16 protein-coding genes are annotated in these 17259 nt (G+C 67.9%); all 16 read right to left on the bottom strand.

The window, feature by feature from the left end:
• Positions 1–7 precede the first annotated feature (7 nt).
• The gene (locus ACO2Q4_RS09695) at positions 8–2437 is read right to left on the bottom strand and encodes a hypothetical protein (RefSeq protein ID WP_423318945.1); all 2430 of its coding nucleotides are present in this window, start codon (positions 2435–2437) and stop codon (positions 8–10) included.
• Positions 2434–2832: a GPW/gp25 family protein gene (locus tag ACO2Q4_RS09690; RefSeq protein WP_311759091.1), complete on the bottom strand. Its 399-nt coding sequence runs from the start codon at positions 2830–2832 to the stop codon at positions 2434–2436. The genes ACO2Q4_RS09695 and ACO2Q4_RS09690 overlap by 4 nt, the downstream gene beginning before the upstream one ends.
• 15 nt (positions 2833–2847) lie before the next feature.
• Positions 2848–3324: a hypothetical protein gene (locus ACO2Q4_RS09685; RefSeq protein WP_423318943.1), complete on the bottom strand. Its 477-nt coding sequence runs from the start codon at positions 3322–3324 to the stop codon at positions 2848–2850.
• Positions 3325–3328: 4 nt separating this feature from the next.
• Positions 3329–4075: a phage baseplate assembly protein V gene (locus ACO2Q4_RS09680; protein WP_423318941.1), complete on the bottom strand. Its 747-nt coding sequence runs from the start codon at positions 4073–4075 to the stop codon at positions 3329–3331.
• A complete protein-coding gene (locus ACO2Q4_RS09675; protein ID WP_311759094.1) occupies positions 4072–5217 on the bottom strand; it encodes a hypothetical protein in 1146 nt (381 codons plus the stop codon). The genes ACO2Q4_RS09680 and ACO2Q4_RS09675 overlap by 4 nt, the downstream gene beginning before the upstream one ends.
• 10 nt (positions 5218–5227) lie before the next feature.
• Positions 5228–5506, bottom strand: coding sequence for a hypothetical protein (locus ACO2Q4_RS09670; RefSeq protein WP_311759095.1), 279 nt, complete (start codon positions 5504–5506; stop codon positions 5228–5230).
• Positions 5507–5519: 13 nt separating this feature from the next.
• Positions 5520–6209: a hypothetical protein gene (locus tag ACO2Q4_RS09665; RefSeq protein ID WP_311759096.1), complete on the bottom strand. Its 690-nt coding sequence runs from the start codon at positions 6207–6209 to the stop codon at positions 5520–5522.
• Positions 6206–6478 carry a hypothetical protein gene (locus tag ACO2Q4_RS09660; RefSeq protein ID WP_423318939.1) on the bottom strand — a complete coding sequence of 91 codons (273 nt, stop codon included), beginning with the start codon at positions 6476–6478 and terminating at the stop codon, positions 6206–6208. The genes ACO2Q4_RS09665 and ACO2Q4_RS09660 overlap by 4 nt, the downstream gene beginning before the upstream one ends.
• A 2-nt stretch (positions 6479–6480) precedes the next feature.
• On the bottom strand, positions 6481–8403 hold the full coding sequence (locus ACO2Q4_RS09655; protein ID WP_423318937.1) for an ATP-binding protein: 1923 nt from the start codon (positions 8401–8403) through the stop codon (positions 6481–6483).
• On the bottom strand, positions 8400–9557 hold the full coding sequence (locus ACO2Q4_RS09650) for a Pvc16 family protein (RefSeq protein ID WP_423318935.1): 1158 nt from the start codon (positions 9555–9557) through the stop codon (positions 8400–8402). The genes ACO2Q4_RS09655 and ACO2Q4_RS09650 overlap by 4 nt, the downstream gene beginning before the upstream one ends.
• A gap of 2 nt (positions 9558–9559) precedes the next feature.
• Positions 9560–9856, bottom strand: a complete 297-nt coding sequence (locus ACO2Q4_RS09645) for a hypothetical protein (RefSeq protein ID WP_423318934.1) — start codon at positions 9854–9856, stop codon at positions 9560–9562.
• 707 nt (positions 9857–10563) lie between these two features.
• Positions 10564–11301 carry a hypothetical protein gene (locus ACO2Q4_RS09640; protein WP_423318932.1) on the bottom strand — a complete coding sequence of 246 codons (738 nt, stop codon included), beginning with the start codon at positions 11299–11301 and terminating at the stop codon, positions 10564–10566.
• Positions 11302–11317: 16 nt separating this feature from the next.
• Entirely contained in the window at positions 11318–11818 is a 501-nt protein-coding gene (locus ACO2Q4_RS09635; protein WP_311759101.1) for a phage tail protein, read from the bottom strand.
• Between the two features lie 30 nt (positions 11819–11848).
• The gene (locus ACO2Q4_RS09630) at positions 11849–13756 is read right to left on the bottom strand and encodes a phage tail sheath family protein (RefSeq protein WP_423318930.1); all 1908 of its coding nucleotides are present in this window, start codon (positions 13754–13756) and stop codon (positions 11849–11851) included.
• Between the two features lie 386 nt (positions 13757–14142).
• Entirely contained in the window at positions 14143–16026 is a 1884-nt protein-coding gene (locus tag ACO2Q4_RS09625; protein ID WP_423318929.1) for a bifunctional sugar phosphate isomerase/epimerase/4-hydroxyphenylpyruvate dioxygenase family protein, read from the bottom strand.
• 163 nt (positions 16027–16189) lie between these two features.
• On the bottom strand, positions 16190–17191 hold the full coding sequence (locus tag ACO2Q4_RS09620) for a TAXI family TRAP transporter solute-binding subunit (RefSeq protein WP_423318928.1): 1002 nt from the start codon (positions 17189–17191) through the stop codon (positions 16190–16192).
• Positions 17192–17259 lie beyond the last annotated feature (68 nt).

Raw genomic sequence — 17259 nt, 5'->3', positions numbered from 1 at the left:
ACCTCGCCTAGGACGAAACGGTTTCGGGCGCGGGTCCGTCGACGACGAAGCCCTGTCCCGCGGGAATGGCGTCGGTTCCCAGCACCCGGACCGACAGGCGGCCAAGCTCGGGGCGGGATTCGTCGCCCATGAATTGCGCGATCTCGGTTGCGCCCAGCAGGATCACCTGCGCCACCTCGGGTGCTCCGGCCTGCAGTAGCGGGCGGAAGGTCGCGGCCTTGACCGCCCCGACTTCGGGCAGGCGGGCGACGGCGGCCAGCAGGTCGGGCAGCAGGATGCTTTCCCCGAAGCCCCGCCGCGAAGGGTGAAAGAAGCCGGGGCGGGCGGCACTGCCCGGCACCAGCGCCTCGCGCACGGCGCGGCGGATCGCGGCGGCCCCGGCCTGTCCGTGCGGGCAGACAAGCAGCGCGATGTCCAGCGCGACGTAATCGGGCGCGCCCAGAACATGTTCGCGTCCCGACATGCGCAGCCGGTCCAGATGGGCGTGGACCGCGGCTGAAGTCGCATCATCCAGCCGGTCGCCGTCGCCCGGCGCGCAAAGCACCATGATCGTGTTGAAGATCCCGCCCAATTGCCGCGCCGTCGCCCGTGCGACACCCGGCACCTCTTCGGCGGCGCGGGCGTAATCGGCGGCGGTCACGCAGCGCTCGCGCGCGGGATGGCGGATCGATTCCGGGATCATTGCGCGCGCCTGCGCGGCCGAGACCCGGTGACGCCCGCCCGACGCGGGCAGCAGGTTCGTCGCGGCAATGGGAGACAGCGCCGCGAAATCCGCCGCCGCCCCGGCATCGCCCGACAGGGGCGGACGCGCCGCGCCAAGGGCGAAGGCGCCAAGGTTCCCGGCCTCGGCATCGCCCTGCCGCCAGTCCAGCCGGATGCGCTGATGCGCGGGCTGTTGGGCCAGGGCCCGGCTTGTCGTGCCATCGGGCAGGGGTAGGGCGCGACCCCGCGTGCCGTCGCCAAAGATCAGCCAGACCGAGCCGTCCTCTTCCGCCTCGGTCGTGAAATGGCGGTCAAAACCGGCCGAGTTCATCAAGGTCGGTTGCCAGTCCCAGCTTTCTGCCCCGACGCTGAGCCGGATCGAGGGGCGGCCGTCATCCTCGCACAGGATCTGCGGCTGCGGGGTGCGCAGCGCGCGGATGCCCAAGGCCCCGGTCACCAGATCGGTCGCAGCGACCAGGTCGCGCCGCCCCGCACCCAGTTCCATCGCGGCACCTTCTTCATTCGCGGCGGTCACGGGTTCTCCGTGGATCGCCTCGACCAGATTGACGGTGATCAGGACCGGCGCGCCTTGCGGGTCGGACCAGGGCCGGATGAGCTGGGGCAGGGGATCGGCCATGACCAGGCGTGTCAGTTCGCGCAGGGCCACATGCGGGGCATCGGCGGGATCCTGGACCCAGCCGGCCAAGCTGATCTCGGCAGTGCCAAGGATATGGGTGACATGGGCGATGCGCCCCTGCACCAATGCGATCCGCTGGCCCTCGATCAGGTTCGCGCCCCAGCCCCACAGCAGAATCTCGCGCGTGCCGGGGGGCAGGACGGCATCGGGGGCGCCCGGCCACGCGGCAAGGCGCAGGGTGCCGCGATCAGCATCCCGCGTCAGGCCGGCGTTCCACGCCGCGTCCAGAAAGACCGGAACCTCGCTCAGGAAGGTCGCAGTGATGCGGCCCAATTCTTCCTCGCGCACGAAACGGGTGCCCGCGGGCAGGAAGCCGCTGCGCCCGGCGGGCAGATCGACCGCGACCACAGCCCGGGCCGAGGCGCCTTCGTCCAACGCCATGCCCAGCAGAGCCGCATGACGCCGCAGCGACAGTCTTTCGCGGGCGGTGTCGATGAAAGCCTCTTGCACGACCCGGTCCTGATGCAGGGACAGAAGCTCGGCATGATGGGCCAGAAGCTCCATCAGCATCATCTCGGTCGAGGCGGGGTTGACCGCAGCCCAGTTCGGATCGCTGGCCAGCGCCCATTCCTGCAGTACCGCCAGAAAGCCGGTATAGTCCTTGGTCGCCAGGTCGATCGCGGGCTGCGCACCGGCGGGCGCGGTGGCGGGGGGCGGCTCGTGGCAATCTCCGGCGGGGCAGGCAATGAAGAAGTCGAATTCGGCTTCGGCAAAGAACGGGTTCAGCGGATCGTTGCCGCCCGACAGCAGGGTGACGCGGGTCTGGCCGCGCGGTCCCTGATGCGGAAACCGCAGCGCGATCAGCCCATCCCCGTTCGAAACTGGCAGCCGCTCGAACGAGATCATGCTGCCATCTGGACTGGCCAGCGCGACGTCTTCGGGGACCATGCCGGATGCGGCCTTGGCCAGCATGATCCACAGCTCGGCGACATAACCGGGCGGAGGAGGCTCGGCGAAGCTCAGCGCGGCAATGCCTTGCCAGCCTGCGCCGATCTCGGCCTCGCCCCATTCCAGCCCATAGGCGCCGGGTTCGGTCACAGCACCACCTCCAGCCGCAGGGGGCTGCGGTCGCGGCGCAGCGCATAATCGATGGTGACAAGGATCGCGCCTTCGTCCTCGGCGCCGGTGACGGTCAGATCCTCCAGCAGCACCTCGTCCCCGAAGACGGCGTCAAGGCTTTCGCGGATGCGGTATTCCAGCGCCGACAGGGCCAGCGGAGAGATGTTCTGGAACACCTGCGCATCCAGCCCCGCGCCGAAACGGGGCCGCATCACCCGTTCCGCCGGTCGGGTGAACAGCACTGCCATGATCCGGTCGCGGACATGCGTCTGGAAATCCTCGGTCTCGGCCAGACCCTCGCGGCGCAGGCCGGTCCCGGCACGAACCAGCGGCGGGCCCAGCGAGAACGGATCAGAGATGTAGCGTGCGGACATGGGATGTTCCGAGGTTCAAATGACGGGGGATGGCGGCATTGGCGGCGGGAAGGTGACGATCGAGGACAGCGCCTGCGCGTGCAGCGCTGCGGCGATCTGGTCGGCGCGAGAGGATTGCGGCACGTTCAGGTCGGCAAGCACCATCCCGATCGCGGCCGCCGCTGCGCTGGTGGCGATGGGCGGCGCGGCGACGCCGGGTCCGAAGGATTGCCCTGCGACATAGGCCATGAACGAAATTGCGATGCCCTGTCCTGCGGCGGGGGCGACGCCAGCCTGCAGGAACGGCAGCAGCATCGATTGCAGCTGGCCCTGCCGTGCCGACGCCGTGGCGCATGGGATACCCGAGGCCATCGCCAGCGCGAACCATTCCGCGATGGCCCCGGCCAATGCCTGGGCCGAGGCCGCCGCATCGTCATGGAACGGCCCCTTGTCATCGCGCGGAAGCCAGCGCGATTGCAGTGACTGCGACAGGGCCGAGGGTATCAACGGCATCTGGTCACTCCGTCTTCGTCACCTGGCTGAGCAGGCTTGAAGTCATGGGCTGGGTCGGCGGTCCCGAGGGGCCGACGCCCGTCGGGTGGGTATGGGTGTTGAAATGCTGCATGAAACTGTCTCCCAGGATCAGCGCCTCGGCTGCATTCGCGCCAAGCTTGATCTTGTCGGCCTTGATGGTGACCTCTCCCTGACCCGAGATGCGGATCTCGGCCCCCGAGGCTTCGGCGATGACGATCAGTCCACCATCATCGTCCAGGCTGACGACATGACCGGCGCTGGTCCGCAGGATGTAAAGGCCGGGCGCGGCGGGACCATCCGGCCCCTCGGGTGTCTCGGCCCCGGTCTTGCTGCCCAGGTCGTCCTGTCCTCCGGCGCTTTCGGGTGCGCCCCAGAAGGTGCCGGCCCAGATCGGGCGCATCGGGTCACCCGCCTCGAATTCGATCCAGACGGTATCGCCGACATCCGGAAGTGCGAAGAAGCCCCGGTTTGCGCCGCCGCCCCACGGCATGCAAGGCAATGCCCAGCCGCAATCCTGATCGGGGCCGAAGACTTCGGGCACGCGGGCGCGCAGCCGGGCGATCTTTTTCGGGTCGTCGCGGTCGGTGACGATCCCCGCGTATTTGCCGTAGAAGCTGGCGCGACCGGCATCGCCGACCAGAGCCGCCACGGCGCGCATCGTGTCCGAGGTCATGCCGCCCATCTGCAGCATATGGCCAAGATCCAGTGGCTTGCCGTTCGTCTCGCTCATGCCGGGGGCTCCTCTTCGGCGGATTGGCCAAAGGTCTCGCTGCCCTTGCGGCCAAGCGCGTTCGAGACAGCGACAAAATTCTGGGTCAGGTTGCCGTCTGCCATCGCCGTCACCACCTCGCGGATGTAGTAGCTGCCGCTCAGCCGGTCGCCGACGCCCTTGATCAACGCGGTGCGATGGGGGCGCAGCAGCCCGCGATAGCGCGCGGGATCAAGCTGGCCGCGCGCTTCGATCACCAGATGGTCCTGCGTCCCGCGCCCGCGGGCATGGGCGCCAAGCGCGGCGTCCCGCGGCAAGGCCCCGCGCAGCAGGCGGACCGATCCGGTCGCCCCGGCGCGCACCAGACCCTGCGCCGCCTCCGAGGCGAACAGCGCCTCGCCCAGCGGCTCATCCTGGGCCTCGTCCTCGGCCCGCAGCATCCGCTTGGCGACGGCGTCGATCGCATGGGCGATCCGCCGTTCGGGCCGGTCTAGCGCCATCGCGAAGTCGATCCAGTCAAGATTGGCATTCTCGCGCAGGACGGTCAGGTCCGCTTGCGGGGGATCCGAGAACCGGCGGGGGTGGAAATGGCAGACCTGCTCGGCGCTTTGGGGGTCAGGCTCGAAATAGACGACATAGCCGTTTCTGGCGGCCAGATGGCGCAGGAAAGCCCAGTCATCGGCGCGCTGGATCAGCAGCATGTCGTCGGCGGCCAGACGCGCGGCGGTATCCTCGGCATCGATCTGCAAACCATAGCGGCCCGCTATCTCCGTCGCGGCATCGGCGTCGCCCGCGTCGGGATAGCTGGCGACGCGTTCCTCGGCCTGCAGCAAAAGGGTCGCGTCCTGCGCCAGCACCTCAAGATAGGAATTCGCCTCGGGTTCCTCGAAATGGGGACGCAGATGCGAAAGATGGCCCGAGAACACCACCAGATCGCTGCCCCCCGGTGCCCCCAGCGTCAGCCGCAGCGCGGCGCCGGGTTCAAAGGGGCTGTCGTCCAGCAGGTCATAGGTGCCGTCCGCGCCCTGCCGCAGGCCCAGCCGCAGCGCCAGCCGCGACGGCATGTCATCGGCTTCTGACAGGTCGAATCCCGAAACGCGCCCCATCAGGTCCGCCGGAAGGCGGGTGCCGTCGATTTCGATCGAAAAGCGGGGCGTCGCCATGTCAGGATTCCTATTTGTCGGGGGGGATCGGGACCGGCGTTCCCGGCTGGATCGCGTCGAACGGGTCCATCGCATCCGAGGCATCGGCGATCCGCCACAGCTTTAGCGGGTCGCGGTAATAGCGCGCGGCCAACGTATCCAGACGGTCGGTGTCCGTCGCGGTGGCGGCAAAGATGGCGGCGCGCTGGGGCCGGGGGGTCATCCCGATCAGCTCGACCCGCGATCCGTCCGCGCGGATCCACGGAATGCGCGGGGCGCTTGCGTATCTGCTTTTCTTGTCGACCGCCATTTCGCGCCCTCCTTCACTGGGGCAGGTTGATCGACGTGCCCTGATCGGCCGTCGTGTCGAGGTAAAGCCGCGCCATCTTGCGCCGATTGGCGCCGGTGAAGCCCAGCGAGGAACTGACGCGGGTATTGTCGCGGGCCTCGGCCTCGCCCAGAACCTCAAGACCGACCTCGATTTCGGCCCGCACTGGGTAAAGCTTGCCGTTGAAGAAGGTCTCGGCGATCGACATGCCGGTGATCTTGACCGGGACCACGCGTCTTTCGCCCCAGACGAACAGGACGATGGGCCGCCTGCCGCGCGCCCGGACCGGTTCGCTGCCGTCCGAAGGCGCCTCGCTTTCGCTTTCGACCGGATAGAGCAGTTCCTCCAGCGCCGAGATCTCGGGCATCACCCCGAATTCGATGGGCAGGGACGAACGCGTCTCTTCGCGCTCGGCAAGGTCGAAGCGCAACAGGACCGAAAAGCTTTCCTTCAGCGTGCCAGACGAGGCATCGGCCCCTTGCTCGCCGCTGGTGCCACCCTGACCCGCGCCCTGTGCCCCCGGCGTCGCGCCCTTGTCCGCCCCGCCCTGTGCCTGTTCCAGCTGCAATTGGCGCGTCAGCGTTTCGGGATTGAAGCGGAAGGGGATGAAGCCCGACATGACCGATGTGTCGTCTGGATTGTAGACGGCGAACGCACCCTGGACGAAGTTGATCTGGTCGGTCATTGCCCGCGCTCCCATGCTGCCCTGATCGCATCGCCGATCCGGCGCGCCAGTTCGGCCTCTCCCCCCGGAGCAAGCAGCGTCTGCGCGTCGGCCAGATCCAGCCGCAGATCGCCAAGCCGGATGTCACGGATCGCGCCCTCGGTACCCGAAAGCTGCCGGGCGACCTGGGCCAGCGCGCGCTCGATCACCGCGCGCAGGCGCTGCCCCTCGTCCGGTGTCGCGCCCTCGACGGTGATGTCTGCGATATCCAGCGTCAGGTTGCGGACCATGCTCAGCGCGCCTCCTTCAGCCATTGGGCCAGCGGGCCCAGATCTTCGGCCCCGCGCGGCAAGCCCGATTTCTCAAGCTCGCGCAGGATGGCGCGGGCCAGATGGCGCTGGCCCAACGGCGCGCCCTCGGCCGCGGCCAGATGGGTCGCGGCGACGGCGGCATTCCTGATGTTGCCGCCCGCGAAACGAAAGCGTTCTGCCAGCATCGGCAGGTCCAGATCATCCTCGCGCCAATCGGGCAGGGGCAGGTTCCGCCGCCAAAGCTCTTCGCGCTCGGCCTGCTGGGGCATCGGAAAATCGATGATGAACTGCATCCGCCGGGTGAAGGCTGGGTCCAGATTGGCGCGCAGGTTGGTGGCAAGGATCGTGACCCCACCAAAATTCTCCAACCGCTGCAGCAGGAAACCGACCTCGATATTGGCATAGCGGTCATGGGCGTCCTTGACGTCCGATCGCTTGCCGAAGACCGCGTCGGCTTCGTCAAAGAACAGGATGCCGTGGCCGGCCTCGGCCTCGTCGAAGATGCGCGACAGGTTCTTTTCGGTCTCGCCGATATATTTCGAGACGAGCTGCGACAGGTCGGTGCGATACAGGTTCAGCCCCAGCGCATTGGCAAGGCAGCGCGCGGCAAAGGTCTTGCCCCCGCCGGGCGGACCCGAGAACAGCAGCGTCAGCCCGTTCGCCTCGCCCGCATCCCGGGGCAGGCCCATGACGTTCCAGACGCGCGACTGGCTTTCGCGCCAGGATACGGCGTCGCGAAGCTGGGTCATGATCTCGTCCCCTGCGACCAGATCGGACAGGGTGACACTGGTGCGGACATTGCTGACGGAAGGCCCCATTCGCCTTGCCCCCGCCGCGCGGATTGCCGCCGCCATGGCGGCGCGGTCAGGCGGGGTCAGAAGCTGGTTGCCATCCTGTGCAAGGTTTGCCATCAACTCGGCCTCGCGCCGGGCGCTCTGCAATTCGGACAGGGTCAGTTGGAAACGCGGTGCAAGGGCATCGGCGATGGCGGGCGCGATTCCGGCCGCATCCCAGACCGCGCGGTTTTCGACAGCGTCAAGCGCAGGCGCGTCAACGGCCTGGATATGCCCCGCATCGAACCGGTCGGGGGCAAGCAGCAGAAGCCCCGCCCCGTCGGCGATGACCGGGGGAATGCGCGGCGGAGCGTCCAGCGCGAAAAGATCCACCGCCAGCAGGGGGGCATGGGGATCGGGCAGGGGGACCGGTTCGCCTCCACGCAGCTCGATCAGCTCATAGCCCCGCCCCGCCCCCAGTGAGGCTATGTCGCTGGCAAGCTGGCGGGCCATCCGGCGCGAGGCGCTGCGGACCCAGACCACGCCTTCGGCAGCAAGGATGCGGGCAGCGACACGCGCGGGGCGCAGCATGACGGCCGTGTGGGTCGCCGCGAAGAAATCGCCCCTGGCGCGCAGGGCGCGGCCAAAGCAGCGGCCCCGCCCCTCGGCGGAGAGCCGTATTCCCCATTGCGAGGCCGGCAGGCTTGCGGCGGGCGGCGGCACCAGTTCCAGCCCGTCCTCGGCGCCTGCGGCAAGCAGGGCGGCCGCCAGCGCCTCGTCATAGCCAAGCCCCAGCCCGGCCATCGCAATGCGGGCAAAGACGCCGGGTGTCGGCAGGTGCAGGGCGGGATTGTCGGCCAGGATCGAAAAGGCGGCCGCCGCGTCAGGAAAACGCTCGGCCGCCAGCGCCGCGGCCGCGGTCCAACCAGAGGCATCGACAGGCAGTTCCGCCGCGCGGCGGACCAGTTGCTGCCATTCCCCGGCGCGATCCGGCCATGCCGAACGCGGATCAAGATCCTCGGGTGGCCGGGTGCGGCTGGCCTGAAGGTGATGGGTCACGGCCAGCAGTGCCGCGTCGTGCATCCATTCGGCCGGCTCGGCGGCCAGGGGGCCAAGTCCCATCGCGGTCATGGCGCCACCTCGACCAGCACTGCCGGGGTGAAGCTGGCGGGGCCGCCCCGCAGCGCGACAAGATAAGGGATGGCGCGCAGGCCCGCCGCGTCCAGACCAGCGCGGGCCAGCGTGACCTGTCCCGCCGCAACCGTCGTCGGGGCCAGGTCGATCACCTCCAGCGGCGAGCGGATCCCGCGGGCGGGCCACAGGAAGGCACGATCGGTGGCGGCCAGACCACCACCCGTCAGCACAAGGTCGGCGCCTGCGGGCAGGGCATCCACCGGCGCATCAAGCGCCGCCCCCGTGGCGGAGACGGTTACCGGATGGCGTTCCGAGGTGCCCCCCGGTCCGGTCAGCACCACGTCCAGCGGTCCGTCTGGCGCAGCGGCGGGATAAGTTGCGAAGATGCGGCCCAAGGCATCGGGTCTTGCGATCTCTCCCGCGCCAAGGGGCGGGTCCGCGAAGACGAAAACCTGATCCCCGATCCGCAATTCGGTCGCGTTGGCTGCTTGTGCACTGTCGATGCGGATGCGTCGGCCCCGCCCCAGCGGCGAGGGATGAAGCGTGGTGATCGCCGGGCGTGCGACCGGCGCAGGGCCCGCCAGCCGGACTCCACCCGGCACGACCGGCACGGCGGCTGGCAAGGGCGCATCCAGCCGCTCAAGCTGGACCGGGCCAAGTTCGACCAGGGCCCAGGGCCGGTGGCGCATCTGCAGCGGGGTGAAGATCTTCTCCATCAGGTCGGCAGCAACCGGCACCAGCGTGGCATTCATCCTGCCGCTGCCCGGTACCGGATCGATATTAGGCGCGGCGGTGATCGGCATTTCGATCGTCGGTGCGGTTTCGATGACCTGCAGCGCCTGCCCCAGCCGGTTCACGGCCTGCACCGGCTCTCCCGCCGGGGAATTGCCATAGGACGTGACGACGAAATAGGCCGACAACGACAGCGGCGGCGGTCGCCGTTGTCCGGCATCGTCCGTGAACCAGGGATCGTTGCGATGGGTCGGCTGCGGCGTCACCCACAATAGCGAGACCCGGATCGCCTCGCCCTGGGTGGCGGGGTTCTCGATCGGGGGTCCGGCGACGATATCGGACAGAAGCGGTGCAATGCGTGCCTTGAGATGCGAGGCGAGCGCCCGTCCGGCGTCGTGGAGATTGACAAAGCGCGCCATGCCTAGCCTCCGTCCGGGCGGGGAATGGAATGGCCGCGCGGCCCGCGCCGCACCACCGGCCCCAACGAGGATTGCGGCTTGCCGGGTCGGTCGGCGGGCGGCCGCGTCACCAGCTTCAGGCTGCCAATGACGATGCGCAGGGATGGCTCCGGCCGAGGCGGCTGGGCCGGAAGCACCGGCTGGGCGGCGGTCCGGGGCTGCAATGAGGGCGGTTTCGCAGCCTTTTCAACCCATGGTCGCGCGGCCTTGGGCGTCACCTTGGGCGCGGGGCGTGGCGCGTCGGGCTGATCTGCAGACAAGAGGGCCCTGCGGGGCGGCGGCGCAGGGGGGGCATCCTCGTGCGGAAACGGTTGCGGTTTGGCCCCTTTGATCGGCGCAGGCGCGACCTGCGGGGCGGGTGGCGGTTTCGGCGATACCGCGGGCCGGGCAAGTCCAAGCCGGGCGGCGCTTTCCTGCAAGCGCTCAGGTTCGACAGGCTTCAATCGGGCCGGGGCAGGCGGCGGCGGCAGTTCTGGCGTCTTGCTGCGCGCAGGCGACATATCTGCACGCGGGACCTGCAGGCGGACGGTATGGGCCGGCTTTGGCCGGCGTGGCTCGGACGCGGTGGCCTTTCGCGTGACGCGCGCGGAAGGGGGGGGTGCATCGACTGCTCCGCTGGCAGGCCTTGGTCGCGCAATTCCGGGCGACGGGGCAGCGGGGGGAGCAGGCGCGATCCCGGCCCGGGCATGCGCTGACGCGGGGGCAGCAGGTGGCGGTTTCGGCTTTGCGACCGGGTCCGCGGGATCGGCCATGCGGGCACGGGGTTCTGGTTTTGCCGGCGCCTTGGACTGCGCGGCTGACGTCGGGGAAGGGTCCGCGCGGGCCGGTCCCGCAGTCTCGGCCACAGGCGGGGCAGGGGGTGGGTCGACCGGCGCGGCCTTCGCGACTGGCGCAGGTGCAAGCCGGGATGGCGCAGCCTCGGCGTCGGGGATCGTGCCGATCAGGGCGGACAGGCGGGGCGCGCGCATCATCCACCCTCCGCCCGGCCGGTCCCTGCGGAGAGCACCTGACTGGCGAGGATGCGGCGCAGGTAGTCCTGTCGGCGTGCATGGGGCAGGGACAGGATCTCGGCTTCGGACCAGTGATAGCTGAGCGCGATCAGATGGACCTCGTCCAGAAGCCGCTGTGCGCGATTGCGCAACCCGGCATCGACGTAATCGGCGACATCAAAGGGCAGGGTGATCGGCTCGCCACAGCCGGTGCAGGCCGTCGCAATTTCAAGCCCCAATCCCGCCGCAGCCTGTTCCAGCGCCAGAATGGCCGCGTCGCGGTCCGGTCCCCGAAGCTGGCGGACGGTCTCGGCTTTCCCAAGATCCGTGGCGGCGGAAAGCAGGCGCGACAATCCGGCCTCGCCTTCCAGCCCCTCGGCCTCAAGGGCCAGCAGGTCGGCAAGGTGCAGGTGAAGTGCGCGACCGTTCAGCACAGGCGACGCCGCAGGTTCGCGCGGGAGGTCACGGACGGGGAAGATCAACGAGTTTCCCACGCCGCAGGCCGAGCAACGCGCCTCGGCATCGATGCGCGGGCCGTCCAGCGCGACCAGCAGGTCAAGCAGCAGCCCTTCCCACTCTGCCAGGCTGAGGCCAGGCAGCAGGTCGGCTTCGCCTAGACCCAGCCCGGCAACCAGCCCGGCAAGCCGGGCATGGCGGCCGGTCGGGCCGGTGGCGCCGTGAAACGCGATCTCGTCCTGTCCGGTCAGGTGACGCATGGCGACCTCGGTTGCGTCAGCTTTCGGCGGGTTCGACGACGGCTTCGTCGAGCTGGAAGCTTTCGTATTCAACCTTCAGCGTCTGGATGGCGACCGCGTTGGCATTGGCGTCCATCTCGGGCAGGGCCTGGAACTCGCTGGCCCACGCGCGCATCAGGTTGAACGCCATGACGGGCGTGCCTTGCATGTTCAGCACCTCGACCCGGACGGATTTGCGATAGTTCAGCAGGCTGTTCGCGGCCTCGCCCTGCGGGTTGTTGACCTGATTGGCCCAGTCCAGGAATTGCCGGTCATGGGTCAGACCGGATTCGAAGGTGACGGGTTCGAACTTCGTCCGGCCTGGCATCTTGCGGATGATCCCGGCATCGGCCGCGGCGCGCCATTCGATGGCCTCGGTCGATTTCTTGATGGCGGACATCTTGGACAGGGCGGCCACGACCCGGCCGTCCCATGTCACGCGAAAGCGGAAGTTCTTGTAGGGATCGATCCGATGGGCATTCACATTGAATGTCGGCATGTCCCGGCTCCTTTCTCTGCGCGGCCCAGCCTAGCGGCGGGTCATCTGGCTGAGGGTTACGATGACGAATTCCGCGGGCCGCAACGGTGCGAAGCCGACCTGGACGTTCACGATCCCCGCAGCCTGATCGTTGGGGGTGGTGGTGTCCGCGTCGCATTTCACGAAATAGGCCTCGCGGCTGGTCGCGCCGGCGAACGCGCCGTTGCGGAACTGCGCCTCCATGAAGGCCCCGATCGAGGCCCGCAATGCGGCCCAAAGCCGTTCGTCATTGCCTTCGAACACCGCCCACTGGATGCCGTTGAAGATCGACTTGCGCAGGAACATCGCAGTCCGGCGGACGTTGATATAGCGCCATTCCGTCGTCGGCCGTCCGGTGCGCCCGCCCCAGACCACGCGACCCGCGCCCGGAACGGTGCGCAAGGCGTTCAGCCCATAGGGGTTCATCCGGTCCTGGTCGCGGTCGAGAACCTGGAAATCCAGACCAACCGTGCCAAGAAGCGCGGCCTCGATCCCGGCGGCGACTTTCCAGACGCCGCGCCTGCCGTCGGTGCGCCCGTAAAGGCCCGCGACATGGCCTGCCGAGGGGATTGCCCGCACAGGGTTGCGACCCAGTCCCGCAGGATCGGCCACGACGATGCGCGGCCAGTAAAGCGCGCGGAAATCCGAGCCGGTGATGCCGTTGCGCGCCTGGTCCACGGCATTCCCGACGGGGTCCGCAGCCGCGACCGAACGCGGCGCATCGGCGACCAGGAACAGGTCGCGCTGTGGCCGTGCCTCGACATAGGTCAGGACGGCGTTGACCAGTTGGTTGTGTTGGGCATCGCCGGTTGCGTTCAGCATCCCGTCCGAACCGCATACGATCAGCGCGGCGTCGTCGATCCCGTCCAGCGCCGACAGTGCGGCGGGATAGTTCGCCGAGGCGAGGGTCGCATTGCCGCCGGTTCCGCCCGCCAGCGCCACGCCCGGTGTCGCCCCGGTCGTGTCGCCCTGATTGCGCGGGCGGAAGACCCGCGGCGGATCGACATTGCCCCAGGCAAGAAAGCCCGAGCGCGCGATCTGGTCCAGCATGTATTTCTCATCCGAGGGATCGGGCGAAAGGCCCTCGAACCGCTCGACTTCGGTGAAGTTCGCCTCGCCCACCGGGCGGTAATAGACGATCAGATTGAAGCGGATCGGATCGCCATCGGTGCTGTCGACGATTGCCGCCCGCAGCCCATTCCCCCACAGGCCCGCACCCCGCGCCTGAAGGGTCGATCCCCCGTCGCTGCCCGCGGGGCCCAGCAGGACGCCCGCCGGTCCGGCCGCAAGGTTCGCAGGCCGGATTGCGGGACCGGACCAGCGGATATCGGGGTCAGTGGCCAGCATGGTCGCGACGTTGTTCGCGTCGCCTGCGACCGTCGTCAGGTTGGTAAAGGTCGGGTTTGCGGCCCGGTTCGCGAAACTGGTGCCGTTATTGGTCGAGACCCGCACTGTCAGGTTGAAATGCGTGGCATCGCCATCGGTCGCGTTGGCGATCACGATCTGCAGCTGCTCGTTCGCGGCAGGCGCACGCGCTTGCACGATCCGCGCGCGGGCTCCGCCCGCCGCCGTGACCGTGACCGCGCGCTGTGCATCGACCGCAAGGGACGCGGTCGTCGCGGCGACCGCCCCGACTCCGGCGACCAGGCGCAGCACATAGCATCGCGGCCCGCCATTTTCGAAGAAGCCGCGGATCGCATAGGGCAGGAACAACCGCGCCGTGGCGGCGTCGCCTTCGTTGCGGAAATAGCCCCCGAACACGCGTTGGAACTGGATTTCCGACGAGATCGGGGTGGGGGTCGCCGGGCCGCGCTCGGTCTCGCCCACGAAGATCGTCACGGCGGTGGGAACGGCCTCGATCGCACGCGCGCCGCCCGGCGCCTCGCGAACATAGACGCCCGGAGTAAGTGGGGTGGTCATGATCCATGATCCTTGCTGCATGTCGGCAGCGGTCGGGGATGCAAGTCCCTGACGACAGGATAATCCCGCCTTCCCGCGCCGTCTCCGACCCAGTGAACCTCGAAATTTTCCGGTGTGACCCTGCCCGTCCGGGCTGGGGAATGCTCTCAAATCTTCCGGGGAAGCAGCCGTCGGAAGAGCAGTCGGTCGTTCAATGCATGTCTGCAGATCGGCGTGAAAATCGAATGTCCTGGCGGTGGCAGCGCGACGTTAAAATTGTGCTGCGCACCTGCGATCAACTGACCATTGAAAGGATATAATGATCTTAATCCGAGTCAAGGAATTCATCTGTCCCGTAAGCGGCCGGAATGCACAAACGAATTATTCAAATCCGGCACGGACCCCGTTCAGGCGCGGGGCATTCCGGTCGGGCGCGCGGTGCGTTTTTGCGCGGCGATGCGGAATGGCGCGTTCGGCGCGCCATAGCCGTTGTAATTGCCCTGGCGCTGAACGATTTCAAGGAAGAAGCCATCCTTGCGCGGCATCGAATAAAGCTGGAAGAACTGCCCGCCGGCATCCTCGTCATACATGATGTTGCCACGGCGCAGACGCTCGGTCAGCGCGGAATCCACCCCGAAGCGGGCGGCAACGTCATCGTAATAGTTCGCGCCGATCCGCAGCACCGGGAAGTCGCGGGCGCGCAGGGCCTCGGCCGTGGCGAAGATGTCGTTGGTGGAAAAGGCGATGTGCTGGACCGAGGAGCCGAAGCTTTCCTCGATGAAGCGCCCGGCAAGGGTCCGGCGCGCCTCGGCCCCGTTCAGGGTCACGCGCATCCCACCGGTGCGGATCGCCTGCGAGCGGACTAGCCCGTCCGGGTCGATCACGTCCACCATCGGCGATTTCTCGGCGGCGAAGATTTCAGTATAGAACAGCGACGAACTCAGCATTTCGTCATAGGGCATGGTCTGGGCCAGATGGTCGATGCCGGTGATGCCTGCCCCTGGGGCCGGTTTGTCCGCGATGCGGAAATCCACGTCCCAGATCCGCCCAAGTTCGGAACTGCTGTCCAGGAACCGCATGACGCTGCCGCTGACACCACGGATCGCGGGAATGGCCAGTTCACCCTTGCCGACCTCTTGCTGATGAGGCTGCGCCAGAAGCGCGGTGGCGCGCTGGAAGCTAGCCTGCGCATCCGCGACGCTCAGCCCGATTTCCGAAACGGTGGTGCCATGCGCGACATAAGAGGTACGGGCAAAGCCCCGCGCATCGGTATTGACCAGCAGGTTCACATCGCCCTGCCGCCACAGGGTCACAGGTTTCGAGACATGGCTGCCGGCAGGCTGGAAGCCGGTCGCCGTCAGCAGCGCCGCAAGCTCGGGGGCCTCGTCCTCGCTGGTGGCGAATTCGATGAACTCGACACCCTTGACCGGGACAGGGGCGGGAATGTCCGTCTGGTCGGCCACCGCCAGCGCGGGTTCCGCCCGCCGGGCGCGGTCCTGGACCGAGATCAGGCTGCGCCGCCCGTCCAGAGCGACCAGTCGCGGTAGCCCGGCGCGGAATTGGTCGTTGAAGATCTCAAGGCTCAGCCAGCCGTCATAGCCGGTCGCCATGACCGCACGCATGAAGGCGGGAACGTCAAGATCGCCCTCGCCCGGCATGTTGCGGAAGTGGCGCGACCAGTAGAGCAGATCCATGTCGATGGCGGGCGCGTCGGCCAGTTGCACGAAGAAGATGCGGTCGCCGGGGATCGAACGGATCGAGTCCGGGTCGATCTTGCGGCCCAGCGTGTGAAAGCTGTCAAGGATCAGCCCGATATTCGGGTGATCGGCGCGGCGCACCACCTCCCACGCGTCGCGGTGGTCGTTGACGAAGCGGCCCCAGCACAGCGCCTCGTATCCGACACGCACGCCGTATTGGCGGGCAAGATCGCCCAGCTCGTGGAAATCATCCGCCATGCGGTCGATGCCGCCCATCGCAGCCGGATGCACGGACGAGCAGAACAGCACCAGGTCGGTGCCCAACTGGTTCATCAGCTCGAACTTGCGGGCGGCGCGGGCAAAGGCGCGCGAGCGGTGGGGTTCCGGCAGCCCCTCGAAATCGCGGAAGGGCTGGAACAGCGTGATCTCCAGCCCGTGGTCGCGGACCATGCGCCCGACCTCGGCGGGGCCGAAATCAGATGCGATGAAGTCCTGCTCGAAGATCTCGATCCCGTCGAAGCCGGCGGCGGAAATCGCGGCAAGCTTCTCTGTCAGATTCCCCGAAAGGGAGACGGTGGCGATCGAGGTCTTCATCTTGTGGCTTTCCATCTGCAGGGGGCGTCGCGGTGGTCGGGCACCCGTCACGGGCGCAAGAATTGGCGAAGCGCGTGTTAACTGCAATTATCGATATGTCGGCATTGTTAACATGATGTAATTCCGGGGGCCATGCTCGGCGGGTGCCGGGACCGGGGCGCGCTCAGGGTAGAACCCGTGCCTCCTTATAGAAGCGCTCGGCCCCCGGATGCAGCGGGATGCCCGCGCCTTTCGTCGCGTTTTCCAGCGTGATCAGCCTGCCCTTGGCGTGGCCCGCGGCAAGCAGCCTTTGCGACTGACTATTGTAAAGCGCCGCCGTGATGTCATGGATCAGCGCCTCGGGCTGGTCCGCGCTGGTGACAAGCTGGGCCCCCACTGACAGCGTCGGCACGTCCTTGTCCTGTCCGGCATAGGTGCCTGCGGGAAAGGTGATCTCACTGAAGAAACTGTATTCCGCCCGCAGCTTTTCGGCGCCTGCACCATCCAGCGGGATCAGCCGTACATGCCGCTGGCTGGCCAGTTCGGCGATGGAGGCAGCGGGATAGCCGCTGACGAAGAAGAAGGCGTCGATGGTGCCCTCGCGCATTCCCTGCGCGGCTTCGTCGGGGGTCATGAACTGGGGCTTGATGTCCGTTTCGCTGATGCCATAGCCGCCAAGGATGATGCGCGCATCAACCAGCGTGCCCGAGCCCGGCTCGTCCAGCGACACGCGCTTGCCCCTGAGATCGGCGATGGTCTCGATCCCGGCATCCGCGCGCGCGACCAGGTGGATGTTCTCGGGATAGAGGTTGGCGATCAGGCGCAGCTTTTCGACCGGCGGCTGGCCTTCCCAAAGGCCGGTGCCGGTCTGCGCCCAATAGGCGATGTCGGATTGGGTCAGGCCCGCCTCGATCCGGCCATCCGCGATCGCGTTGATGTTTCCGACCGAGCCGCTCGAAGCCACGGCCGTCGCGATCAGGCCCGGAACCCCGCATGCCCCGCCATCGTCGCAGGCGCGCGAACCTGGCGGGGTCGAGATCACGTTCGCGATCAGGCCGCCGATGGGATAGTAGGTCCCCGAGGTGCTGCCGGTGCCGATGCGGAAAAACGTCAGTTCCTGCGCCACGGCCGCCTGCGACAGGATGCCGATGGCCGCGACCATACCCAGGATGAATGCCTTGCCCATGCCACGCCTGCCGTTGGAATCACGGAACGGTAACACGAAGGAATGCCGGGCGTCGTCCCGCTAGAAAC

The sequence above is a fragment of the Paracoccus sp. KR1-242 genome, from assembly GCF_049446195.1.
Taxonomy (GTDB): domain Bacteria; phylum Pseudomonadota; class Alphaproteobacteria; order Rhodobacterales; family Rhodobacteraceae; genus Paracoccus; species Paracoccus broussonetiae.
The sequence above is the reverse complement of the archived record's forward strand: the minus strand, read 5'-3'. Positions and strand labels throughout refer to the sequence as shown.

Coding starts and splice junctions, on each gene's coding strand:
- ACO2Q4_RS09655 (WP_423318937.1), bottom strand. CDS start 8,403: ATGACCGCGATGGGACTTGGCCCCCTGGCCGCCGAGCCGGCCGAATGG.
- ACO2Q4_RS09640 (WP_423318932.1), bottom strand. CDS start 11,301: ATGCGTCACCTGACCGGACAGGACGAGATCGCGTTTCACGGCGCCACC.
- ACO2Q4_RS09625 (WP_423318929.1), bottom strand. CDS start 16,026: ATGAAGACCTCGATCGCCACCGTCTCCCTTTCGGGGAATCTGACAGAG.
- ACO2Q4_RS09670 (WP_311759095.1), bottom strand. CDS start 5,506: ATGGCGGTCGACAAGAAAAGCAGATACGCAAGCGCCCCGCGCATTCCG.
- ACO2Q4_RS09675 (WP_311759094.1), bottom strand. CDS start 5,217: ATGGCGACGCCCCGCTTTTCGATCGAAATCGACGGCACCCGCCTTCCG.
- ACO2Q4_RS09680 (WP_423318941.1), bottom strand. CDS start 4,075: ATGAGCGAGACGAACGGCAAGCCACTGGATCTTGGCCATATGCTGCAG.
- ACO2Q4_RS09665 (WP_311759096.1), bottom strand. CDS start 6,209: ATGACCGACCAGATCAACTTCGTCCAGGGTGCGTTCGCCGTCTACAAT.
- ACO2Q4_RS09660 (WP_423318939.1), bottom strand. CDS start 6,478: ATGGTCCGCAACCTGACGCTGGATATCGCAGACATCACCGTCGAGGGC.
- ACO2Q4_RS09620 (WP_423318928.1), bottom strand. CDS start 17,191: ATGGGCAAGGCATTCATCCTGGGTATGGTCGCGGCCATCGGCATCCTG.
- ACO2Q4_RS09650 (WP_423318935.1), bottom strand. CDS start 9,557: ATGGCGCGCTTTGTCAATCTCCACGACGCCGGACGGGCGCTCGCCTCG.
- ACO2Q4_RS09690 (WP_311759091.1), bottom strand. CDS start 2,832: ATGTCCGCACGCTACATCTCTGATCCGTTCTCGCTGGGCCCGCCGCTG.
- ACO2Q4_RS09685 (WP_423318943.1), bottom strand. CDS start 3,324: ATGCCGTTGATACCCTCGGCCCTGTCGCAGTCACTGCAATCGCGCTGG.
- ACO2Q4_RS09630 (WP_423318930.1), bottom strand. CDS start 13,756: ATGACCACCCCACTTACTCCGGGCGTCTATGTTCGCGAGGCGCCGGGC.
- ACO2Q4_RS09635 (WP_311759101.1), bottom strand. CDS start 11,818: ATGCCGACATTCAATGTGAATGCCCATCGGATCGATCCCTACAAGAAC.